The organism is Curtobacterium luteum, assembly GCF_014646995.1.
GTDB classification, from domain to species: Bacteria; Actinomycetota; Actinomycetes; order Actinomycetales; family Microbacteriaceae; genus Curtobacterium; species Curtobacterium luteum.
In genome coordinates, this window is record NZ_BMOI01000006.1 from 101,524 (window position 1) to 124,774 (window position 23,251).

Annotated in this window: 19 protein-coding genes; 14 read left to right on the forward strand and 5 right to left on the reverse strand. The window is 72.6% G+C overall.

Annotation, left to right across the window (positions count from 1 at the left end):
- Window positions 1-76: 76 nt before the first annotated feature.
- Complete coding sequence (locus IEY20_RS08465; protein WP_022902751.1) at window positions 77-1,876, reverse strand: peptide ABC transporter substrate-binding protein; 1,800 nt, start codon at window positions 1,874-1,876, stop codon at window positions 77-79.
- Window positions 1,877-2,091: 215 nt separating this feature from the next.
- Here IEY20_RS08465 and IEY20_RS08470 point away from each other — a divergent pair, with 215 nt between their 5' ends.
- The 3 genes from IEY20_RS08470 to IEY20_RS08480 are packed head-to-tail and all read left to right on the forward strand — an operon-like array spanning window position 2,092 to window position 5,553.
- Window positions 2,092-3,276 (forward strand): ROK family protein, encoded by a 1,185-nt coding sequence (locus tag IEY20_RS08470; protein ID WP_175327916.1) that lies wholly within the window; start codon window positions 2,092-2,094, stop codon window positions 3,274-3,276.
- Window positions 3,269-4,810: a M81 family metallopeptidase gene (locus IEY20_RS08475; RefSeq protein ID WP_175327917.1), complete on the forward strand. Its 1,542-nt coding sequence runs from the start codon at window positions 3,269-3,271 to the stop codon at window positions 4,808-4,810. Before IEY20_RS08470 ends, IEY20_RS08475 begins: the two co-directional genes overlap by 8 nt.
- Window positions 4,807-5,553: a copper homeostasis protein CutC gene (locus IEY20_RS08480; RefSeq protein WP_175327918.1), complete on the forward strand. Its 747-nt coding sequence runs from the start codon at window positions 4,807-4,809 to the stop codon at window positions 5,551-5,553. The genes IEY20_RS08475 and IEY20_RS08480 overlap by 4 nt, the downstream gene beginning before the upstream one ends.
- 7 nt (window positions 5,554-5,560) lie before the next feature.
- Here the strand turns inward: IEY20_RS08480 and IEY20_RS08485 are convergent, their stop codons facing one another.
- Entirely contained in the window at window positions 5,561-6,220 is a 660-nt protein-coding gene (locus tag IEY20_RS08485) for a TetR/AcrR family transcriptional regulator (protein WP_175327919.1), read from the reverse strand.
- A gap of 498 nt (window positions 6,221-6,718) precedes the next feature.
- Complete coding sequence (locus IEY20_RS17285) at window positions 6,719-6,844, reverse strand: hypothetical protein (protein ID WP_268239150.1); 126 nt, start codon at window positions 6,842-6,844, stop codon at window positions 6,719-6,721.
- A gap of 166 nt (window positions 6,845-7,010) precedes the next feature.
- Here IEY20_RS17285 and IEY20_RS17290 point away from each other — a divergent pair, with 166 nt between their 5' ends.
- On the forward strand, window positions 7,011-7,457 hold the full coding sequence (locus IEY20_RS17290; protein WP_022902757.1) for a MarR family winged helix-turn-helix transcriptional regulator: 447 nt from the start codon (window positions 7,011-7,013) through the stop codon (window positions 7,455-7,457).
- Here the strand turns inward: IEY20_RS17290 and IEY20_RS08495 are convergent.
- The gene (locus IEY20_RS08495) at window positions 7,427-8,068 is read right to left on the reverse strand and encodes a metal ABC transporter ATP-binding protein (protein ID WP_022902758.1); all 642 of its coding nucleotides are present in this window, start codon (window positions 8,066-8,068) and stop codon (window positions 7,427-7,429) included. The genes IEY20_RS17290 and IEY20_RS08495 overlap by 31 nt on opposite strands.
- A gap of 50 nt (window positions 8,069-8,118) precedes the next feature.
- On the opposite strand from IEY20_RS08495, the gene aztB reads away from it, so the two are divergent.
- The 4 genes from aztB to IEY20_RS08515 are packed head-to-tail and all read left to right on the forward strand — an operon-like array spanning window position 8,119 to window position 12,309.
- The gene (aztB, locus tag IEY20_RS08500; protein ID WP_175327921.1) at window positions 8,119-8,997 is read left to right on the forward strand and encodes a zinc ABC transporter permease AztB; all 879 of its coding nucleotides are present in this window, start codon (window positions 8,119-8,121) and stop codon (window positions 8,995-8,997) included.
- Window positions 8,994-10,166: an ABC transporter gene (locus tag IEY20_RS08505; protein WP_175327922.1), complete on the forward strand. Its 1,173-nt coding sequence runs from the start codon at window positions 8,994-8,996 to the stop codon at window positions 10,164-10,166. The genes aztB and IEY20_RS08505 overlap by 4 nt, the downstream gene beginning before the upstream one ends.
- Window positions 10,163-11,086, forward strand: coding sequence for a metal ABC transporter substrate-binding protein (locus IEY20_RS08510; protein WP_372379195.1), 924 nt, complete (start codon window positions 10,163-10,165; stop codon window positions 11,084-11,086). The genes IEY20_RS08505 and IEY20_RS08510 overlap by 4 nt, the downstream gene beginning before the upstream one ends.
- Window positions 11,087-11,112: 26 nt before the next feature.
- Window positions 11,113-12,309, forward strand: a complete 1,197-nt coding sequence (locus IEY20_RS08515) for a hypothetical protein (protein WP_175327923.1) — start codon at window positions 11,113-11,115, stop codon at window positions 12,307-12,309.
- A 75-nt stretch (window positions 12,310-12,384) separates the two neighbouring features.
- Here the strand turns inward: IEY20_RS08515 and IEY20_RS08520 are convergent, their stop codons facing one another.
- A complete protein-coding gene (locus IEY20_RS08520) occupies window positions 12,385-13,497 on the reverse strand; it encodes a 5-methyltetrahydropteroyltriglutamate--homocysteine S-methyltransferase (protein WP_175327924.1) in 1,113 nt (370 codons plus the stop codon).
- A gap of 69 nt (window positions 13,498-13,566) precedes the next feature.
- On the opposite strand from IEY20_RS08520, the gene IEY20_RS08525 reads away from it, so the two are divergent.
- From IEY20_RS08525 to atzF, 6 genes are all read left to right on the forward strand, one after another.
- A complete protein-coding gene (locus IEY20_RS08525; RefSeq protein ID WP_175327925.1) occupies window positions 13,567-14,388 on the forward strand; it encodes an aldo/keto reductase in 822 nt (273 codons plus the stop codon).
- Between the two features lie 265 nt (window positions 14,389-14,653).
- Complete coding sequence (locus IEY20_RS08530; protein WP_204620608.1) at window positions 14,654-16,264, forward strand: APC family permease; 1,611 nt, start codon at window positions 14,654-14,656, stop codon at window positions 16,262-16,264.
- A 77-nt stretch (window positions 16,265-16,341) separates the two neighbouring features.
- On the forward strand, window positions 16,342-17,181 hold the full coding sequence (locus IEY20_RS08535; protein WP_175327926.1) for an urea amidolyase associated protein UAAP1: 840 nt from the start codon (window positions 16,342-16,344) through the stop codon (window positions 17,179-17,181).
- Complete coding sequence (locus IEY20_RS08540) at window positions 17,181-17,873, forward strand: urea amidolyase associated protein UAAP2 (protein WP_175327927.1); 693 nt, start codon at window positions 17,181-17,183, stop codon at window positions 17,871-17,873. Before IEY20_RS08535 ends, IEY20_RS08540 begins: the two co-directional genes overlap by 1 nt.
- Window positions 17,870-21,544 (forward strand): urea carboxylase, encoded by a 3,675-nt coding sequence (gene uca / locus IEY20_RS08545; protein ID WP_204620607.1) that lies wholly within the window; start codon window positions 17,870-17,872, stop codon window positions 21,542-21,544. The genes IEY20_RS08540 and uca overlap by 4 nt, the downstream gene beginning before the upstream one ends.
- Window positions 21,541-23,247 carry an allophanate hydrolase gene (gene atzF / locus IEY20_RS08550; RefSeq protein WP_175327928.1) on the forward strand — a complete coding sequence of 569 codons (1,707 nt, stop codon included), beginning with the start codon at window positions 21,541-21,543 and terminating at the stop codon, window positions 23,245-23,247. The genes uca and atzF overlap by 4 nt, the downstream gene beginning before the upstream one ends.
- Window positions 23,248-23,251 lie beyond the last annotated feature (4 nt).

Here is a 23,251-nt window from a genome sequence, read left to right on the forward strand (position 1 = left end):
CGGGTCGGGGACGTGAGCCGGGAGGGAGGCGCGGTGCGCGTCGGACGCGCACCGCGCCTCCCGGCTGTCCTTGGTGTTACTTGCTCCACTTCCACTGCGCGGGGTGGAAGTTCGCGAGGGAGTCCTGGTCGAACCCGGTCAGGCCCTTCTTGACGACCGAGATCTGGTAGTCGGGCTCGGGGAGCCAGATCACCGGGAGGTCCTTCGCGACGGCCGCGCTGTAGGCCTGGACGGCCGACGAGTCGGTCGAGGTGGTGGTCGCGTCGATGAGCTGGTCGACCTCCTTGTTCGAGTACGAGCCGAAGTTCGCCGACCCACCGGTCTGGAACAGCGACTCACCGGTCGGGTAGGCCGGGAAGTACCAGCTGCCCGCGGTGCCGAAGAAGGAGAGGTCCCAGTCGCAGCTGGCCTCGTCGCTCGTGCAGGTCGGGGTCTGCGACAGGACGCTCGACACCGGCGCGGTCTTGATCGTGAAGCCGATGCCGGTCTTCGCGAGCGAGGACTGGATCGCGCTCATCATGTTGTCGGTCACGGTCGAGCCGGACTGCGAGAGCACGTTCATCGTGAACTTCGTGCCCTTGTCCACGCCCTCGCCGCACTGGCTGTCGGAGGTGCCCGGGTCGGTGCAGACCATCGTGCCGCCCTGCTCCTCCCAGCCGTGGCTGGTCAGCAGGTCCTTGGCCTTCGACGTGCTGAACGGGTACGGGTTGTCCTTCTGGACGCTCGAGACGTAGTCGGACTCCTGCGCCTGCGGGATCGGGCCGTAGGTCGAGGTCGCGGTGCCGTTGAAGACGACCTTCGACAGCGAGGTCTGGTCGATCGACATCTGCACGGCCTGGCGGGCGTACAGCTGCTTGAACACCGCCCCCATCGTCGGGTTGTTGAAGTTGTACGGCATGTACGTGATCGCCCAGCCGGTCCACGGCTGCACCTCGTAGCCCTTGGCCTCGAACGACTGCTTCTGGTCCATGTCGGTGGCGTTGATGTAGCCGTAGTCGACACCGCCCGAGCGGACCGCGTTGACCTCGGCGTCCGCGGACGTGAACGGCAGCAGGTTCACGGTCGTGATGGAGGGCTTCTCGCCGCCGTCGTACTTCGTGTTCGCGGTGAGGGTGACCTTGCCGGCGGTGGTGAACGCACTCACGCCGTACGGGCCGGAGATCGTCTTCCACAGGTCGTCGCTGGCGTAGTCCGAGATCTTGCCCGCGGCGGTGTTGAGGTACTTCCAGACCTCCTTCGCGCCGGCCGTCGTCTCGTCCGCGTTTCCGACGGAGCCGCTCGCGCTCGTCTTGTCCCACGCGTGCTGCGGCAGCGGGACGATGTGGCTCAGCTGGTTCGCGAGCATCCAGTCCGCGTTGTACGCCTTGTCGAACGTGATCGTGAAGTGGGTGTCGTCCACCGTCGTGAAGGACGTCCAGTTGTCGGGCGCCTTGCCCTTCGAGTACGAGCCCCACTGGTCCTTGTTCGCCTTGATGAGGTTGAACCAGAACTCGACGTCGCGGCTGGTGATCGGCTTGCCGTCCGACCAGTGGCGGTCGCCGAGGGTCACCTCGACACTCTTGCCGTCCTTCGCGAACGCGGCGTCGGTGGCCACGGATCCGGCTTTGTTCCACGCGATCTTGCCCGTCGAGCCGTCGTAGGCGACGAGCGGCTCGTACAGCGATTGCGCGATCGAGCCGTTGTTCGTGTTGAGGTGGGCGGCCGTCCCGATCGGGAGGATCCAGTTCGGCGTGAAGTTCGCCGGCAGCGCGTAGTCGATCTCGTCGGCGTTGCTGCTGCCGGACGAGGCGTTGCCGCCCCCGGAGCAGCCGGCGAGCAGCGCGCTCACGGCGATCGCGGCTCCGGTGAGGAGCGCCCAGCGACGGGGCTTGGTCATGTGTGTCTCCTGGTGCGTGGGAAGTGTCGGGGTGTGGAGCACGCGTGCCGGTCGGCACGGGGACAGTCAATGACCAAAGCCGTTGGAAAAACAAACATCTCCGTGTAAATAGTGCGTTTCTGCGGAACGGACGAAAGGGTGGACGGGTCGGATCACCGCCTAGGCTCGGCTCCACGGGCGGTCGTCGACCGCTTTCCACCGGATTGGAGAAAGTCGTGCCGGACCTCAGTGCCCGCGTCCTGGAGCTCGTCGCCTCCGGACAGGCCTCCAGCCGCACCGAGATCGCGGCCCTGCTCGCCGCGGTGCCCTCGACGGTGTCCCACGTGGTCGCGCAGCTCCTGTCCCACGGTCTGCTCGCGGAGGAGGGCACGGACGTCTCGACGGGGGGTCGCCCGCGCAAGGCGCTCCGGATCGGCGGCGCCGACGAGTACGCGGTCGCCGCGGACGTCGGCGGCGGTCACGCCCGCATCGGGGTGGTCCGGCCGGGAGGCGCGCTCGAGTCCGTCGCGAACGTCCCGTTCGCGCTCGCGGACGGCCCGACCGCCGGGCTGCAACGGCTGGCCGGTCTGCTCGAGCGGCTCGCGGACGACCAGGGGCGCGCGGGCCTCCGCGGCGTCGGGCTCAGCCTCCCCGGCCCCGTCGACGTCGAGGCCGGGGTCGTCGACCTCCCGAGCCGCATGCCGGGGTGGAACGGGTTCCCGGTGGCGGCGTGGCTGACCGAACGGTTCGGCCTCCCCGCCGTCGTCGACAACGACGCGAACTGCATGGCCGCCGGCGAGCAGAGCGTGCAGGACCCCTCGCGGCGCCAGACCATCACCATCAAGGCGGGGTCGGCGATCGGCGCAGGCATCGTCATCGACGGTCGCCTGTACCGCGGGGCGACCGGCTCCGCGGGGGACATCACGCACGTCCGGATCGACGCCGCCGGTGACACCCCGTGCTCGTGCGGCAACACCGGGTGCCTCGAGACGGTGGCCTCCGGGGCCGCCCTCGTGCGCATCCTGTCGGGTGCCGGGGTCGCGGTCGAGTCCACGGCGGACGTCGTGCGCCTCGCTTCGGACGCCCACCCGGAGGCGACCCGGGCGGTGCGCCTGGCCGGTCGTTACCTCGGTGAGGTCCTCGCCGCGAACGTGAACTTCTTCAACCCGGACGCCGTCTACCTCGGTGGCATCCTGTCCACCCTCGACCCGTTCATCGCCGCGGTCCGCAGCCAGCTGTACGAGAGCTGCCACCCGCTCATGACGCAGCACCTCGCGATCGAGCCGGTGTCCCTCGGTGCCGACGCCGGGCTCGTCGGGGCCGGTCAGTTCGCGTTGCAGCGCGGACTCACGGCCTCGCTCGAGGAGCTGTCCGCACCCATCCCGCAGTCCACCGCCCGGAAGAGGAGCGTCCGTGTCTGAGTCCCACCCCACCCCCACCGCACGTCGTCCGGTCATCGCGATCGCCGGACTCGCCATCGAGACCTCGACCTTCACGCCCACCCGGACACACGCAGCCGCCTTCCACCCGGACCGGGGCGACGAGGTGGTCGCGCGGTACCCGTTCCTCGCGGACATCGCCGACCGCGCCGAGTTCCGGGGTGCGCTCATCGGGCACGCCCTGCCCGGCGGGGTCGTCGACCGCGACTCGTACGAATCGCTGGCCGACGAGATCGTGTCCCGGCTGGGCGCGATCACCGCCGCCGAGCAGCTCGACGGCCTCTGGTACGACATCCACGGCGCGATGGTCGTCGACGGGCTCGACGACGCCGAGACCGACCTGCTCGGCCGCATCCGCGCGGTCGTCGGGCCGGACGTCGTCGTGTCGGCGTCCATGGACCTGCACGGCAACGTCACGGCCGAGCTCGCGCACCAGGTCGACCTCGTCACCTGCTACCGGATGGCCCCGCACGAGGACGCCCTCGAGACGAAGGAACGCGCGGTCCGGAACCTCGTCGACGTGCTCACGACCCGACCGGTCGGGCAGCAGCGGCCCGTGAAGGCGTGGGTCCCGATCCCCGTGCTGCTCCCCGGCGAGCAGACCTCGACCCGCATCGAGCCCGCGGCGTCGCTGTACGCGCAGGTACCGGAGGTCGAGGCGACCCCCGGTGTCCTCGACGCAGCGATCTGGGTCGGGTACGCGTGGGCCGACCAGCCGCGCGACCGTGCCGTGACGGTCGTCACCGGGTGGGACCGCGAGGCCGTCGCCGCCGGTGCGGAGCGGCTCGCCCGCGCGTTCTGGGACGTCCGCGAGGAGTTCGTCTTCGTCGCCCCGACCGGTTCGTTCGACGAGTGTCTGACCGCGGCGCTCGCCCCGGGTGCGGCGCGGCCGTTCTTCGTGTCCGACTCCGGCGACAACCCGACGGCGGGCGGCTCCGGGGACATGACGTGGGGGCTCACCCGGGTGCTCGCGAACCCAGTGTTCGCGAGCACGGACGGCCCGACCGTGATCTACGCGAGCGTTCCCGGTCCCGCGGCCGTGGAGACCGCGGTCGAGGCCGGGGTGGGCGCGACCGTCACCGTCACCGCGGGTGCCGAGGTCGACGACCTGCACGCCGGGCCGATCACCATGACCGGGCGGGTCCACGCGGTCAAGCACGGGGACCGGGACGCGGAGACCGAGGTCGTCCTGCAGGTCGGGTCGGTGTTCGCGATCCTCACGAAGCTCCGGAAGCCGTACCACCACGAGCACGACTTCACCGACCTCGACCTCGCTCCGCGGGACGCCGACCTCGTGATCGTGAAGATCGGCTACCTCGAACCCGAGCTCTTCGACATGGCTGCGGACTGGATGCTCGCCCTCACGCCCGGCGGCGTCGACCAGGACCTCGAGCGCCTCGGCCACCACAGGATCCAGCGCCCGATGTTCCCCTACGATCGGGTGTTCCCGTCGGCGCCCGACCTCGGCGCCCGGATCATCCCACCGTCGAACGAACCCCTCGGAGCCATCGCGTGACCACCGCCTCCGTCGCCCTCGAGATCGCGGTGACCTCCCCCGCCGGGGCCGTCGTCGCCCGCGAGCACGGCGCCGACCGCGTCGAGCTCTGCGTCGGCCTGGAGCTCGGCGGACTCACCCCGTCCCAGGCCCTCGTCGAGACGGTGCACGAGACCGGCATCCCGGCGCACGCGCTCGTCCGGTGCCGCCCGGGCGGGTTCGTGCACGACCGCGGCGAGCTCGAGCTCATGGAACGCGAGGTGCGGACGGTGCTGCGCTCCGGCGCGGCCGGGGTGGTGGTCGGCGCGCTCCGGCCCGACCGCACGCTCGACGTCGACGCGCTCCGTCGGTTCGTCGACGCCGCACGCTCGGTGAGCGCCGTCGCGGAGGTCACCCTGCACCGCGCGGTCGACCACACCGCAGACCCGGTCCGAGCGGCCGCGGCACTGCACGACCTCGGCTTCACCCGTGTCCTGACGTCCGGCGGGGCGTCGACGGCCGTCGCAGGTGCCGGCACGATCACCCGGATGGTGGACGCCGCCGGGTCGGTCCAGGTGATGGCCGGCGCCGGCGTCACCCCCGCGGACGTCCCGGCACTCGTCGCGACCGGTGCCGCGGCCGTCCACCTCTCGGCGAAGCGCCGCGCATCCGGCAGCGCCCACGCGGGGGTGCCGATGGGCGGGTCCGACGACGGGTCCGCGCACTTCGTCACGGACGCCGAGGTCGTCGCCGCCGCCCGACGGGCCGTCGACGCCGTCGGCTGACCGGCCGCTAGTCGACGGGGTGCTCGACCTCGTAGCGGAAGACGCGGTGGAGGTCGTCCATCGCGATCGGTCCGCCCGGCAGCGGGCGTGTCCCGCCGTCCGCGCGCAGCCCGTCGAGGACGATCCCGATCTGCCGCCCGAGGATCCGTCCCGCCTCGTCCGGCGGGAGGTTCGAGTAGCTCCCGATGCGGAACGCCGCGAAGGTGACGTCGTTCGCGTTGACGTCGGGCCGCAGACGTCCCTCGGCCTGGGCCGCGGTGACCAGCGCCGCGAGTCGGTCCGCCCACCCGTCGCTGAACTGCCGGTCGTCGTCGAGGGCCACCATCTTGCGGTTCAGTCGTGGGATCGCCGGGTGATCCTGCAGCACGTCGACGATGCCGGTCACGAGCGCGACGACGCCGTCCCACGCGGTGGGCTGCACCGCCACCGCCTCCTCGATGCAGGCGAACTCGGCGACGAGTCGGGCGTGGAGGGCCCGGATCACCTCGTCGATGCCGGGGAACCGACGGTAGAGCGTCGCGATGCCGACGCCCGAGTCCTTCGCCAGCTGGGCCATCGATGGGTCGGCGTCGTGGACCGCCCAGTGCCGCTCGGCCGCGGCGAGGATGGACTCGCGGCTCCGGCGCACCTCGATGCGCTCGGCACGGGCACGCTCGGCAGCGGACATGCTCCGACCCTAGCTGTCCGATTCAAGTGGAGAGTTGACTCCGCTTAGCGCCTGCGCCTATCGTCGCACCCGGCACTGCTGTGTCCGCGCGCCCGTCACCCTGCGGGCCGCCGACCCGGAGCCCGGCCCGTCACCCTGCGGGCCGCCGACCCGGAGCCCGGCCCGTCACCCTGCGGGCCGTCCGCCGGACGACCGGTGCTGCCGCCCGACCCGAACGAGCGGCAACACCGGTCAGTCGGCACCGGGACCCCCGGGGCGGTCGCCGCGATGCCCCGTCGACCAGCGAGCACGTCGACGCCGTCGGCCCGTTGCCGCGGCCGCGACACGGCAGGCGGCGCTCGGCCGGTGGGGGGGCCGGTCGAGCGCCGCCGGTGCGGGTGGGGCGAGGGGAAGGTGGCGACGCCTGATCGGAGGGGGGGCGCGACCAGGCGTCGCCGGGGGTGGCGGCACTCGCTCGATGGGGGGAGCGATCGAGGGCCGCCGGCTCGGTGGTGCGTGCTACCCGCCGGCGAGTGAACCGGTGAGCGACAGCGAGAGGACCACGGCAGCGGCGATGCCGGCGAGCAGCCCGACCGGCACGTACCGGCGCCACTGCACGGGCGATGTGCGGGGTCTGTCGGACACGGGGGCCTCCTCGTTCTGCGGTCGTACGGTCGCGGAGCAAATGGCTCGGGTTCACTTGCTTCACTCATAAAGATACTCAACCATTCACCAACTTGGCCACTCGTGTACTGTCCCCAGTGCGAGGGACGCCACGGACGGCCCCTCCCGACCCGGAGTGGAGCCACCTGTGACCCGAGCAGGGAACGCGGACCCCGCAGAACTCATCAGCGCGTTCGAGGCGGTCGTGCGCGCCAACGCGGTGCTCGTCCGGCAACTCAGCGCCGGCGCGGGCGTGCACGAGAACGCCCTCCGCGCCCTCGTGCTCATCGACGACACGGGCTACTCGACCCCGACCGAGGTCGCGGGGTACCTCGGACTCACCTCCGGTGCCGTCACGAACATGGTCGACCGCATGGTGGCGGCCGGCCTGGTCGAGCGCGCGCCGAACCCGAACGACCGTCGCGGATCGCTCCTCCGGCTCACATCGGAGGGCGATGCGGTCGTCGGTCGGTACCGGCAGCGGTACGCCGACCTGCTGACGGCGGTCGACGACACGCACGACGGCGACCTGGCCAGCCTGCTGAGCGACCTCGCGACGAGCCTCTACGAGCAGGCCGGCGACGCCGAGGGCTGACCGAGCGCGACAAGGGCGTCAGCGGCCGCTACGGCGACCGGATCGTGTGCTGCGTGCACGACGACCACCCCGCCGCGGGCCTCCTCCGCCAGCGCGGCGACGACGAGCGCCGCGGATGCCGCGTCGACACCGGCAGTGGGCTCGTCGACGAGCAGCACCGCGGCCTCCTGTGCGAGCCCGAGCGCGACGAGAGCGCGCTGCCGCTGTCCGCCCGACAGTCGGTCGAACGAGCGGTCCGCGAGGTCGGCGACGGCCAGGCGCTCGAGCTGCGCCTCCACGACCGACCGGTCGCGTCGCGTCGACGGGCGCCACCACGGTCGCGCCCGCCACCGCCCCATCGCCACAGCGTCGCGCACGGTCAGCGGGAGCGCGGTGGGCGGGACGGACTGCGGCACGTAGGCGACGTCGGCCGGGAGGCCCGTCACCCGTCCGGCAGACCACGGCACGACACCCGCGATCGCGTCGAGCACCGTCGACTTCCCCGATCCGTTCGGTCCGGTGAGCGCCGTCACCTCGCCGGACCGGAACGTCGCGTGCAGTCCGTCGAGGACGCGACGCCCGTCCCGGTGCAGGGCGACGCCGGAGAGCTCGATGGTCGTGGAGAGCGGCACCTGAGCACGCTATCAGTATTGATAGTCATTTTCATGTAGCGTCTGGGTCCGTGACCTGGCTGACCGACCCGTTCTCCGTCGACTTCATGCTGCGCGCCCTCGTCGGCGGCACACTGGCGGCGGTGCTGTGCGCGGTCGTCGGCACCTGGGTGCTCGTCCGCGGCATGGCCTTCCTCGGCGAGGCGCTCGCGCACGGCATGCTCCCCGGTGTCGCGGTCGCGACCCTCACCGGGTTCCCCGCGGTCCTCGGTGCCGCGGCGAGCGCGGGCGCCATGGTCCTCGGCGTCGGCGCACTGCGGCGGCATGCTCGGCTGTCCTACGACTCGTCGATCGGCCTGCTGTTCGTGGGCATGCTCGCCCTCGGCGTCATCATCGTGTCCGGGTCGCGCTCGTTCGCGACGGACGTGACCGCGATCCTCTTCGGGGATGTGCTCGCCGTGACCTCCGCGGACCTCGTCGGCCTCGCTGCGGCCGCCGCCGTGGCACTCGGTACCGCGATCTGCTTCCACCGCCCGTTCACCGCGACCGCGTTCGACGTCCGGAAGGCCGCGACGCTCGGGCTGCGACCGCGCCTGGCGGAGGTGGTCCTCGTCGCCCTGGTCACACTCGCCGTCGTCGCGTCGTACCGGGCCGTCGGGACGCTCCTCGTCGTCGGGCTGCTCCTCGCGCCGGCCGCTGCCGCCCGTGCTTGGTCTCGTTCGATCGGCTCGACCATGCTCCTCGGCGCCGGCATCGGTGCCGCCGCCGTCCTCGCCGGCCTCCTCGTCTCGTGGCACCTCGGCACCGCCGCAGGAGCGAGCATCGCCGTCGTCGCGGTCCTCGGCGTCGCGGTCTCCCGCGGTGCCGCTGCACTCCTGCGCGGCCGCGCGCCCACGCAGGCCCCGACCACTCGAACCCCAGCACCCACCGCACCACGAGAGGCCTCATGAACCACCGCTCCACCCCCGCCGTCGGCGCTGCGCTCGGGCTGACGCTCCTGCTCGCCGGCTGCTCGTCCGACCCGGGCACACCAGGACCCACCACGACGACGGATCGCCCGCACGGGTACGTCGAGGGCGCCCGGGAGGCCGGCGAACCGCAGCTCCGCCTCCTCGCGGTCAGCCCGGACGGCCGGACCACGATCCACGACCTGCTCACCGACGAGACGTCCGAGCTCCAGGACGTGGACGCCCCGGAGCACGCCGCGACGGACGGGCGCTTCCTCGTCACGTCCGACGACGAGCGGACGACGATCACCGACGGAGGCGCGTGGACGGTCGACCACGGCGACCACACGCACTACTACGCCGCCGATCCGCGGGTCGTCGGGCACGTCGGTCGTGGCGGCGCGATCGCGGTGCACTCCTCGGAGACGACGACCACGCTGACCTGGCCGGACCACGGTGAGGCCGTGGCACTGGACCGCGAGGCACTCGGACAGGGCGAGGTCACGGAGGTCCTGCGTGTCGAGGCATCCGTCCTGCTGCCGTTCGGCGACCGCTTCGTCGCCGGGGCCGACGGCGCGGTGACCGTCCTCGACCGGGGTGGCCGTGCCGTGGGCGAGCCGGTGGCCTGCCCGGAGCCCGCCGGCGGCATCGTGACCCGGGCGGGCGCCGTGATCGGGTGCTCCGACGGCGCCGTCGTCGTGGACGAGGACGGCGCGACGACGGTCCCGCTGCCGGAGGGATCGGCGGGCCGTCCGACGTCGTTCGCAGCGCGGGCGGGTCGGCCCACCGTCGCAGGGGTCGCCGGGGACGGCGGCGCCTGGCTGCTCGACGCACGGGAGCACTCCTGGCGGTACGTCCCCTCGGAACGACCGTTCCGCGCGGTCGTGGCCGTCGACGACCCCGAGGGGCACGTGGTCGCGGTCGACGACACCGGGCGGGTGGTCGTCGTCGCGACGGCGGACCCGACGTCCCCGGACGGCCGGACCGCCACGACCCGACCCCTGGTCACCGCGAACGGTCCGGCCCTCCTGCAGGTCGACGCACAGCGGGCGTACGCCGCCGACCCGACGGCCGGTGTGGTGCACGAGATCGACTTCGGCGACGACGCCCGGGTGGCGCGCACGATCGAGCTCGGTCGCCCCGTCGCCGCCCTCGCCGAGGTCGGTCGGTGACCCGCGTCGCGCGGGCGGGCACCGCCGCCGTGCGCACCGCCGTCGCGGTCCTCGCTGCCGGGCTCGTCGTGACCAGCGCCGGCTGCAGCCCGGCCGACCGTGACCGCCCGCTCGTGGCCGTGACGACGAACATCCTCGGTGACGTCGTCAGCGAGGTCGTCGGCGACGCCGCTGACGTCGCGGTCCTCATGCCCGCGGGTGCGGACCCACACTCCTTCGAGGTCTCCGCCCGGGAAGCCGCACGGCTCCGGTCCGCCGACCTCGTCGTCGAGAACGGACTCGGGCTCGAGGAGGGCGTCGCCCGGCACGTCGAGGCCGCCACCGCGGACGGCGTGCCGGTCTTCACGGCGGGCGATGCGATCGACGTGCTCGACTGGCGCACCGAGGACGACTCCGGGCCGGATCCGCACTTCTGGACCGACCCACGGCGGATGGCGGAGGTGGTCTCGGCCCTCGACGACGCCCTCGACGAGGTCGGCATCGACGCTCCGGGGGCGGACGGCTACCGCGCCCAGCTCGACGCACTCGACGGCGAGGTGGCCACGGCGTTCGCGACCGTCCCCGCCGACCGTCGCGCGCTCGTGACGAACCACCACGTGTTCGGCTACCTCGCCGACCGCTACGGCTTCCGGATCGTCGGTGCCGTGATCCCGAGCGGCACGACCCTGGCCTCGCCGAGCGCCGCAGACCTCCGCGACCTTGCGACCGTGATCGAGGACGCCGGCGTCCCGACGATCTTCGCCGACCTCTCCCAGCCGGCCCGGCTCGCCGAGGTCCTCGCGGACGAGGCCGGCATCCAGGTCACCATCACCCCGCTCGCCACCGAGTCGCTGACCGCGACCGGGCCGGCGAGCTCCTACCTCGGCATGACCAGCTCGAACGCCGAGGCCATCGTCGACGGCCTGTCGACCCACGAATGAGGAAGAGAACGGAACCAGTGAAAACCATGACGTCACCATCGAAGCGACGCACCGCGGTCGCCCCCGCCCTGCTGCTCGGGGTCGCCGCCCTCGCGCTGACGGGGTGCTCCACCGACCCCGCGGACGCGGAGGACCGTACCGAACGGACCAGCGGCGCAGACGGGACGCGCGTCACCGTGACCTACGACGGCGGCGTGCTCGTCCTCGACGAGGACCTCCGCGTGGTGTCCGACGACCCGATCGAGGGGTTCACCCGCGTCAACCCCGCCGGGGACGGCCGTCACGTGCTCGTCACCGTCCCCGAGGGCTTCCGTGTCCTCGACACCGCGTCGGACCCGGCGCTCACCGACTCGGTCTTCCCCGCCGACGCCGGCGGCCACGCGGTCGTCCACGGTGACCGGACGACGCTCTTCGCCGACGGCTCCGGCGACGTGACGGCGTTCGACCACGAGGACCTCGCCGACGCCGTCGCGGACGGCACGCTGCCCGACGTCGACACGACGCGCTCGGAGACGGCACACCACGGCGTCGCGATCGAGCTCGAGGACGGCACGCTCCTCACGACCATCGGCACCGAGGAGTCGCGATCCGGCGTGCGCGCGCTCGACGAGGACGGCTCCGAGGTCGCACGCTCCGAGGTCTGCCCGGGCGTGCACGGCGAGGGCACCGTGGCCGACGAGGTCGCCGTGTTCGGCTGCGAGGACGGCGCGCTCGTGTACCGGGACGGCACCTTCGCCAAGGTCGACGCCCCGACCGAGTACGGCCGCACCGGCAACCTGTTCACGACCGACTCGAGCCCGATCGCCGTCGGCGACTACAACGACGACCCGGACAGCGAGGGCTACCTCCTCGACCAGCTCGCACTGATCGACACCGAGCAGGGTTCCTACGAGACCGCGGACATGCCCGAGGGCGTCGGCTTCACCTTCCGCGACCTCGCGCGCGGGCCGGACGACGAAGCGGTCGTGCTCGGTTCCGACGGATCCCTGCACACCTTCGACGTGACGACGGGTGCGCGTCTCGGCACCGTCCCGGTGATCGACGCGTGGGAGGGCCCCGTCGAGTGGCAGGACCCGCACCCCGCCCTGAAGGTGGTCGGTGACACGGCCTTCGTCACCGATCCGGCGACGAAGACCGTCCACGCGGTGGACCTCACCAGTGGTGAGGTCGTCGCCTCCAGCGACGAGCTCCCCGGCGTCCCCAACGAGATCGCGGTCGCGTAGCGACGGACCGATCCGACACGGACTGGAGGCGCGGTGCCGACCGGCACCGCGCCTCCAGTCCGTGTCCTGGGTGTGTCAGCCCCAGACGCGGTCCGCGATCGCGACCACGCTGCGGACCTTCGCCCACTGCTCGTCCTCGGAGAGGACGTTGCCCTCCTCCGTCGACGCGAACCCGCACTGCGGACTGAGCGCGAGCTGCTCGAGCGGCGCGTACTGCGCGGCGTCCCGGATGCGCTGCTCGACGACCGCCGGGTCCTCGAGCTCGCCGGTCTTCGACGTGACCAGGCCGAGCACGACCACCTGGTCGCCCTGCGGCAGGAACCGCAAGGGTTCGAAGCCGCCGGCACGGCCGGAGTCGTACTCGAGGAAGAACCCGTCGTAGCCGGTGTTGCCGAGGAGCTCCTCGGCGACCGGCTCGTACCCGCCCGACGAGATCCACGTCGAGCGGAAGTTGCCACGACAGACGTGGGTCGTGACGACGAGGTCGGACTGCCGGCCGTCCAGCACCCGCCGGACGATCGACGAGAACCGGGCGGCGATGCCCTCGGTGTCGATCCCGCGGTCGCGGGCCTTCTCGAGCTCGACGTCGGAGCAGAGGTACGCCCACGCGGTGTCGTCGAGCTGCAGGTAGCGCACCCCGACGGCGTGGAACGCGGCGATCGCGTCGCGGTACGCCGTGACGAGGTCCTCGGTGATGGCGGCCCGGTCGGCGTAGTGGTCGGTGCGGACCTGGTCGGCGTCCAGGCGGAAGTCGAAGACGGTGGGCGACGGGATGGTGAACTTCGCCGTGACCCCGCGACGGGCGGCCTCCTCGACCACGAACCGGGCGTGCGCGAGGAACGGGTGGTCGACCGGGAACGACACCGGCCCGGTGACACGGAGCCCCTTCGGCGTGGTGCTCGTGCCCTGGAACGCGATGCCGTGGTCGAGCTCGACGACCTCGACGCCGTCGAGACCGCCCCAGAAGTCGAGGGGCCACCAGCTGCGACGGGCCTCGCCGTCGGTGACGACCTCCAGCCCCGCGGACTGCTGCGCGTCGGCGAGCGCCCGGACGGCCTCGTCCTCGACCAGGCGGAGTCCGTCGTCGTCGAGGGTCCCGGCGGCGTGGGCGGCGCGGGCCTCCTGCACGGCGGCGGGGCGGAGGAAGCTGCCGACGACGTCGGCTCGGAACGGCGGTCGGGAGGACATGGGCCGATGGTACCGAGACGGAACCAGCAGCCGGGAGTCCGCTGCGTCGCGCGGCGTAGTGTGCGGCGCATGCCCGCACTGACCGACACGTTCACCATGTCCAACGGTCTGCACATCCCGAAGATCGGCTTCGGGACCTGGCAGATCCCGTCCGGCAGCGATGCCTACGACGCCACGAAGACCGCCATCGAGGCCGGCTACCGCCACATCGACACCGCACTCGCGTACGGCAACGAGGCCAGCGTCGGCGAGGCCGTCCGCGACAGCGGTGTCCCCCGCGACGAGCTCTTCATCACGACGAAGCTCCCCGCCGAGGTGAAGACCGCGTCCGGCGCACGCGAGGCCTTCGAGGAGTCCTCCCGGAACCTCGACCTCGGGCACGTCGACCTGTACCTGATCCACGCGCCGTGGCCCTGGAGCGACATGGGGTCCGACCACCGCGACGGCAACGTCGAGGTGTGGAAGGTGTTCGAGGAGCTGTACGACGCCGGCCGCACGAAGAGCATCGGCGTCTCGAACTTCGCCGTCGCCGACCTCGAGGACCTCCTCGGCCGCACCGACGTCGTGCCGCAGGCGAACCAGATCCGCTGGTTCGTCGGGAACACGCAGGACGCGACGACCGCGTTCGACCGCGAGCACGACATCCTCACCGAGGGGTACTCGCCGCTCGCGACCGGTGGGCTGCTCGAGAACGGCACGATCGCAGAGATCGCCGCGAAGTACGACAAGTCCGTCGCACAGGTCGCGATCCGCTACCTGCTCGAGCAGGACGTGCTGCCGCTGCCGAAGTCGACGACGCCGTCCCGGATCGCGGAGAACGCGGACGTGGACTTCGTGCTGTCGGCGGAGGACGTCGCGGCGCTCGACGCACTGGAGGACACGACCGCGTGAGCGGCGGTCGCTGACGCGACCGGATGACGGACGGGCGCGTCCCGCTGGGCGGCAACGCGGAGCGTTGCGCGGGGCGCGCCGACCGAGCCCGCGAGGGAGGACGGTGCCAGCCGGCACCGTCCTCCCTCTGTCGTCGCGCACTGTTTACATGCCGGGCGCGCACGACACGAGGACGAAACAGACGGGCAACGGGGCCGACACAGCGCCGCACGACACTCGTACTACCTGTCGCCCGACAGGTACTGCCGCGAAAGGTCCTGCAGCCATGCGCTCTCCCGAAGCTCCGCTCCACGCACCACGCGCCACCACGTCCTCCGGCCCCGCCGCCGGCCCGTCCACCGCCGCCTCCGACCTCGCCGCCCTCGGCTACGAACAGGAGCTCCACCGCGGTGTCGGGTCGTTCTCGTCCTTCGCCGCCGGGTTCTCGTTCGTGTCGATCCTGACCACGGTGTTCCAGCTGTTCGGTCTCGGTTTCATGCTCGGCGGCGCCGCGTTCTTCTGGGCGTGGCCGCTCGTCTTCGCCGGCCAGCTCCTCGTGGCGCTCAACTTCGCGCAGCTCGCGGCGCGCTGGCCGATCTCCGGCGCGATCTTCCAGTGGTCGAGCCGCCTCGCCGGTGCCCGCTTCGGCTGGTTCACCGGCTGGACGATGATCATCGGGCAGATCCTGACCGTCGCCGTCGCCGCCATCGCCGTGCAGGCGGTCCTGCCGTCGATCTGGAACGGTTTCCAGATCGTCGGGGGCCCGGGGGCGAACGCCTCGGTCGCCTCGCCGGCGGGTGCCGCGAACGCGGTGGTGCTCGGGCTGGTGATGCTCGTGCTGACGACGGTCGTGAACATCGTGAGCGTCCGGTTCATGGCCCGCGTGACGAGCTTCGGCGTCCTCGTGGAGATCGTCGGGGTCGTCGTCCTCATCGCCGCCCTGTTCGTCCTGCCGCACCGCTCCCCGGCCGTGGTGTTCTCGACCGAGGGCTCGACGAGCACCGAGCCGTACGTGTGGGCGTTCCTGGCGTCCTCGCTCATGGCCGCGTACGTCATGGTCGGGTTCGACTCCGCCGGCGAGCTGGCCGAGGAGACCCACAACCCGCGCCGCACCACCCCGAAGACGATCGTCCGTGCCCTCACCGTCTCGGGCCTCGGCGGCGGCCTGCTCATCATCGGCGCGCTCGTCGCCGCACCGAGCCTGACCGACGGCAAGCTCGCCGCCCAGGGACTCGCGTGGGTGATCACCTCGACCCTCGGTGACGTCTTCGGTCGCCTGCTGCTCTGCTGCGTGGCCGTCGCGGTCTTCGCCTGCACGCTCGCCGTCCAGACCGCCGGTGCCCGGATGGTCTACTCGATGGCCCGGGAGCGCGCGCTGCCGTTCCACCGCGTCCTGTCCCGGGTCTCGCCGCGGACGGGCACCCCGATCGCCGCGTCGATCGTCGTCGGTGTCGGCGCCGGGCTGGCCCTCGCGGTGAACATCGGCCAGTCCGCGATCTTCACCGCCCTGTCGAGCCTCTGCATCGCGATGCTCTACCTCGCGTACCTCGGCGTCACGGGGCCGCTCCTCGTCGAGCGCATCCGCACCCGTCGCACCGGACTGCCGACCGGGGTCGACGAGGACGGGAAGCCGCTGTTCACGCTGGGCCGCTGGGGCATCCCGCTCAACGCCCTCGCCGTGCTCTTCCAGATCGGCATGGCGGTCAACCTGATCTGGCCCCGTCCGGAGATCTACGACCTCACCGGGAACTCGTGGTGGCTGCAGTACAGCGCGCTGCTGTTCATCGGCGGGGTGCTGCTCGTCGGCTGGGCGTGGTCCTCCTGGCGCCACCGGGCACACGGTCCGCTCACCCTCGCGGAGGTGCCGCAGACCGCCCCCACCCCGGTCGACGCCTGACGGCACCCGGCACCGGCACCGGCCCCTCCCGCACCGCCCGCACCCCCGCAGCACCCGCACCACCGAAAGGCACCACCGTGCGTGACCTCCACCAGACCGACAGCGTGACCGCCTCGCGCTCCGACGCCCGGGCCCAGGGCGGCGCGACCTCCGACTGGATGCCGTACCTCCCCGCGTCCACGTCCCCGTTCATCCCCAAGGGCGTCGACCCGACCGAACTGGTGTGGGCCGAGACGGTGGCCCCTGGTGGCTACACGCACCGGGTGCTCGCGCGGGGGACCCGGTTCCGGCTCGACGACCCGACCGGCGACGCGTGCGCGAACGTCCTCGTGTTCAACGCCCTCGAGCCGTGGGAACGCCTCAACGTCGCGGACACGCAGAAGATCCCGTGGCAGGCGTACCTCGGGCAGGGCTCGCCGCTCCTCAGCGGCGACGGACGCGTCCTCGCGAGCATCGTCGAGGACACGTCCGGGCAGCACGACGCCTTCTGCGGGACGTCGACCGACGCGTGGAACGACGAGAAGTACGGCGACGCCGCTCCCGAGGGACCGAGCCCGAGCGGCCGCTCCCTGTTCGCGAAGGCCGCGGCCAAGCACGGCCTGTCGAAGCGGGACCTGCCGCCGAGCGTCTCGTTCTTCCAGGGCGTCCACGTCGAGCCCGACGGCACCCTGACGCCGACGGGCTCCGCCGGGCCGGACCGTCACGTCACCCTCGTCGCCGAGCTGCCGCTGCTCGTCCTCGTGGCGAACGTCGCGCACCCGCTCGACCCCCGCCCCGGGTACACCGTCGGTCCGCTCCGGGTGCACGCCTGGCGCGGGTCGGCCACGGCGGCGACGGACCCGCGGGCCACGGCGACGCCCGAGCTGCACCGCGCCCACCTCAACTCGATCGACTACGCGGAAGCGCGAGGCCTGTGATGACCGCGACCCTGACCACCTCCGTCCCCGTCGGCGCTGTCCATGCGCCCGACGTAGCGCTCGACTGGGGCACGTCCCTCGTCCCCGGGACCGTCGTCCGTGACGACCGGGTGGCACCGCTCGCACCGTGGTCCGCCGTGGTCCGCGCCGGCGAGGTCCTCACGATCGTGGACGTCGGCGGCAACCAGAGCGCCGACTGCCTGCTCTACGACGCGTCCGACCCCGACGAGCGGTACAGCGTGCCCGACACCCTCGTCGCCCAGGGCAACGCCTACGTCCGCACCGGCACGGTCCTCATGTCGAACGAGGGCCGGCCGCTCATGACGGTCGTCGGCAACGAGATCGACCGGCAGGACACCATCGGCGGGGCGTGCTCGAAGGAGTCGAACACGCTCCGCTACGGCCACCACACGCAGTACCAGCACGGCTGCCGCGAGAACTTCCTCGCCGAGGCCGGCCGCCACGGGCTCGGCGCTCGCGACCTCGTGTCGAACCTCAACTGGTTCATGAACGTCCCCGTCGAGGAGGACGGCGCCCTCGGCATCGTCGACGGCATGAGCGCCCCCGGGAAGCGCGTCGCGGTCCGGGCCGAGCGGGACGTCCTCGTGATCGTGTCCAACTGCCCGCAGATGAACAACCCCTGCAACGACTTCTCCTGCACGCCGCTGCGCATGATCGTGGTCCAGCCGTGACCACCGCGCCCGACCCCACCGGGACCGACACCGTGACACCCCCGCTCTCCACCGACACCGTCCTCGTCGCCAACCGCGGTGAGATCGCCCGCCGCGTGATCCGCTCCGCGAAGGCGCTCGGCATGCGCACCGTCGCCGTCTACTCGGACGCCGACCGCGCCGCCCCGCACGTCCGCGAGGCCGACACCGCGGTCCGGCTCGGCCCCGCGCCCGCTCGCGAGTCGTACCTGCGCATCGAGGCGGTCGTCCAGGCCGCGGTCGACACCGGCGCCGGACTCGTCCACCCCGGCTACGGCTTCCTCTCCGAGAACACCGAGTTCGCCGCTGCCTGCGAGGCGGCCGGCATCCGCTTCGTCGGCCCGACCGCCGACCAGATCGTCCAGTTCGGCGCCAAGCACACCGCGCGCGAACTCGCAGCCGCCGCGGGCGTCCCGATGCTCGCCGGCACGGGGCTGCTCGCGAGCGTCGAGGACGCCGTCGACCAGGCCGGACGCATCGGCCTGCCGGTCATGCTCAAGGCCACCGGGGGCGGCGGGGGCATCGGCATGCAGGCGTGCGCGACGCTCGACGAGGTCCGTACGGCGTACGCGAGTGTCGAACGGACCGCGGCCGCCGCCTTCGGCTCGGCCGGGATCTTCCTCGAACGGCTCGTCCGGCCGGCGCGCCACGTCGAGGTCCAGCTCTTCGGTGACGGCGAGGGTCGCGTCGCCGTGATCGGCGACCGCGACTGCTCGCTCCAGCGCCGGAACCAGAAGGTGATCGAGGAGGCGCCGGCCCCGGCACTCCCCCGATCCGTCCGGGAGGCACTGCACACGTCCGCCCGTCGGCTCGCCGAGAGCGTCGGGTACCGCAGCGCGGGGACCGTCGAGTTCGTCTACGACCCGGTGCGCGAGGAGGCGTCCTTCCTCGAGGTCAACACGCGCCTGCAGGTCGAGCACCCCGTGACCGAGGAGGTCTTCGGCGTCGACCTCGTGGAGCTCATGCTGCGGCTCGCCCGTGACGGCGCCGCCGGCATCGGCGACGACGTGTTCGAGCGCGAGTGGACGCCGGACGGTCACGCGGTCGAGGCCCGGGTGTACGCCGAGGACCCGGCGAAGGGCTCCCTGCCGTCGAGCGGGCTCGTCACCCAGGCCGTCTTCCCGGACCGTGCCGGCCTCCGGGTCGACGGGTGGGTCGAGACCGGCTCTGAGGTGTCCGCCTTCTACGACCCGATGCTCGCCAAGGTGATCGCGACGGGCGAGACCCGCGACGACGCCCTCGACCTGCTCCGCGACGGGCTCGCGGACACCCGGATCGACGGGATCGTGACGAACGCCGGTCTCCTCCGCACACTCACCGACGACCTCGAGCTGCGGACCGCGACGCACTCGACGTCGACGCTCGACGAGACCGAGGACCCGGACCCCCGCATCGACGTCGTCGTGCCCGGCACCATGACGATGATCCAGGACCTCCCCGGCCGCACCGGGTACTGGCAGGTCGGTGTCCCGCCGAGCGGCCCCTTCGACGGCGCGTCCTTCGCCGAGGCGAACCGGGCGGTCGGCAACCCGGACGGCGCACCCGCGCTCGAGGTCACCGCGTCCGGACCGACCCTCCGCTTCTCGGCGAGCGCCGTGGTCGCGGTCACGGGCGCCCCGGTGCCGGTGACGCTCGACGGCGAGACCGTCGCGATGTGGGAGCCGGTCGAGGTCGCCGCCGGACAGACCATCGCCGTCGGGACCGCGGTGGGCCCGGGGCTCCGGGCCTACCTGGCGGTGCGCGGTGGGTTCGACGTGCCGCAGTACCTCGGCTCGACCGCCACGTTCACCCTCGGCGGGTTCGGCGGTCACGCCGGCCGTGCGCTCCTGGCCGGGGACGTCCTGCGGCCCGGCTCACCGGACGCCGAAGTCCCGCACCCGGCGTTCCCCGCGGGTGCCCGGCTCGGCCTCGTCGGCGGCCCGACCCCGGCCGACCGCCGCACGGCGTTGACCGACGCGTGGGAGGTCGCCGTCACCGAGGGCCCGCACGGCGCCCCCGACTTCTTCACGCGCGACGACCTCGACGTCTTCTACGCCACCGACTACGTCGTCCACCACAACTCCGCACGCACGGGGGTCCGGCTGATCGGCCCCCGTCCGGGCTGGGCGCGGGCGGACGGCGGTGAGGCGGGGCTGCACCCGTCGAACATCCACGACACCCCGTACGCCGTCGGTGCGATCGACTTCACCGGGGACACCCCGATCATCCTCGGACCGGACGGCCCCTCGCTCGGCGGGTTCGTCTGCCCCGCGGTCGTCGCCAGCGGCGACCTCTGGAAGCTGGGCCAGCTCCGCCCCGGTGACACGGTGCGGTTCGTCCCCGTCCGCGAGGCCGACGCCGCCGCGCTCGACGCGCACCGTGCCTCCCGGTCGGTGCCGCGCACCGGGGGTGACGGCGACGACGGCGTCCTGGCGCGCCTCGACGCGACGGACGCACGTCCGAGCGTCGCGTACCGGCGCGACGGCGACGACAACGTCCTCGTCGAGTACGGCGACATGACGCTCGACATCGCACTGCGCATGCGGGTGCACGCGCTCATGACGAAGCTGCAGGAGGAGGCACCGGCGGGGATCGTCGACGTCACGCCCGGCATCCGGTCCCTGCAGGTGCACACCGACACGAGCGTGCTGAAGGCGAGCACCATGGCCGGGCTCCTCCGTGAGCTCGAGGACGAGATCCCGCCGACCGACCAGCTCGTCGTGCCCTCACGGACCGTGAAGCTGCCGCTGTCGTGGGACGACCCGGCGACCCGGCTGGCGATCGAGCGGTACGTGGCGGGTGTGCGGGACGACGCACCGTGGACGCCGTGGAACATCGAGTTCATCCGGCGGATCAACGGGCTCGACAGCGTGGACGACGTGTTCCGCACCGTGTTCGACGCGAGCTACCTCGTGCTCGGCCTCGGCGACGTGTACCTCGGCGCCCCGGTGGCGACACCGCTCGACCCCCGGCACCGGCTCGTCACGACGAAGTACAACCCCGCGCGGACCTGGACCGCCGAGAACTCGGTCGGCATCGGCGGCGCGTACCTCTGCATCTACGGCATGGAGGGGCCGGGCGGCTACCAGTTCGTCGGCCGCACCGTGCAGATCTGGAACCGGTTCCGCCGCGGCGGGCTGTTCCAGGAGGACCCGTGGGCGCTGCGGTTCTTCGACCGGATCGAGTGGTACCCGGTCGGGGCCGAGGAGTTGCTCGAGCTCCGCGCCGAGACGGACGCCGGACGCGGGCACTTCGAGACCGTCGACGGCGAGTTCTCGATCGCCTCGTACAACCGTTTCCTGGCGTCCAACGCGTCGTCCATCGCCGACTTCCGCGCGCAGCAGGCCCGGGCGTTCGACGAGGAGAAGGAGCGCTGGCGCGCCTCCGGCGAGTTCGACGTCCGCGACGAGCCCGCCGTGGTGCTGCCGGACGAGGTGGTCCTGCCTGCCGGCGCGACCGCGGTGACCGCGCCGTTCACCTCGACGGTGTGGCAGGTGGACGTCCGCCCGGGCGACCGTGTGGACGAGGGCCAGAAGCTGCTGGCCGTGGAGGCGATGAAGATGGAGTCGATGGTGCACGCACCGGTGGAGGGACACGTGTTGGAGGTCTACATCAAGCCGGGCGACCAGGTGGCGCCGGGGCAGGTCCTCGCCGCGATCGGAGCGGCGGCGTGAGCGGGGCCCACGACGCGGCTGCTCGGGTGTACGACGCATTCGACCGGATCGGAGCCGTCGACCGACCGGAGGTCTGGATCGCACTGCGTGACCGGGCGGACGTCGCTGCCGAGGCGTCGGCCGTCGACCCGTCGCTCCCCCTCGCCGGACTGCTCTTCGCGGTGAAGGACAACATCGACGTCGCCGGCCTGCCGACCACTGCGGCCGCCCGGTCCTACGCGTACACACCGGACGAGGACGCCACCGCGGTCGCCCGGCTCCGGGCCGCCGGTGCGGTCGTCGTCGGCAAGACGAACCTCGACCAGTTCGCCACCGGCCTCGTCGGCACGCGGTCCCCCTTCGGCGCCGTCCGGAACGCCTGGGACCCGACGCGGATCTCCGGCGGGTCGTCGAGCGGCTCCGCCACCGCGGTCGCGCTCGGCATCGTCGACTTCGCACTCGGCACCGACACCGCCGGCTCCGGCAGGGTCCCGGCGGCGCTCGGTCACCTCGTCGGGGTGAAGCCGACCAAGGGGCTCGTCCCGAACACCGGTGTTGTGCCGGCCTGCCGGTCGCAGGACTGCGTCACCGTGTTCGCACGGTCCCTCGACCTCGCGCGGTCCGCCGCCGAGCTGATGGCCGGACCGGACGGCCGCGACCCCCTCGCCCGCGCCGACCTCGCGCTGGCCGACCTGCCGGCCGTCCCCCGCATCGCCGTGCCCCTGCCGTCACAGCTCGAGGGCCTGGCACCGGGTTGGGCGTCGGCGTTCGAGCGGGCCGTCGACCGGTTCCGGGCCCTCGGGCACGAGGTCGTCGAGGTCGACATCGCCCCGCTGCTCGACGCCGCGACCCTGCTCTACGACGGCGCGTTCGTGGCCGAGCGGTACGCGGCGGTCGGCGCGCACATCGACGCGCACCGCGACCGGGTCGGCGAGGACCTCGACCCGACCGTCGCGTCGATCGTGCTCGGCGGCGCCCGCCCCACCGCCGCGGAGCTCTTCGCCGACCAGGAGCGCCTCGACACGCTCGGGGCGGCCGGACGCGCCGCCCTCGACGGCACCGTCGCGCTCCTCACCCCGACGACGACGTGGCACCCGACGCTCGCCGAGGTCGCCGCCGACCCGGTGGGTGCGAACAGCCGGATGGGTCGCTACACGAACTTCGCGAACCTGCTCGACATGGCGTCTCTCGCCGTCCCCGCCGGGTTCGTCGACGGGCTGCCGTTCGGGGTGATGCTCACCGGCCCGGCGTTCACCGACCGCCGCCTCGCGGCCCTCGCCGCGGCGTTCGCGGACCCGACCGTCGACCTGCTCGTCGTCGGCGCGCACCTCCGGGACGAGCCGCTCAACGGGCAGCTCGTCGCGGCCGGCGGCACCTTGGTGCGCGAGGTCCGCACGGCACCGGACTACCGGCTGTACGCGCTCGACACGGTGCCGCCGAAGCCCGGACTGGTCCACCGCCCCGACGAGACGCCCACCGACACCGCGACCACCGACACGGCGACCGGCATCGCGGGCGAGGTCTGGCGTCTGCCCGCGCGGGGCTTCGCCACCTTCGTCGCCGCACTGCCCGCGCCGATGACGATCGGGACCGTGACGCTCGACGACGGCTCGGACGTCACCGGGTTCCTCGTCGAGCCGTACGCGGTCGAGGGCGCGGAGGACATCACCCACCACGGCGGGTGGCGCGCGTACCGGGAGCAGCCGGCCGGAGCACCCGCATGAGGTC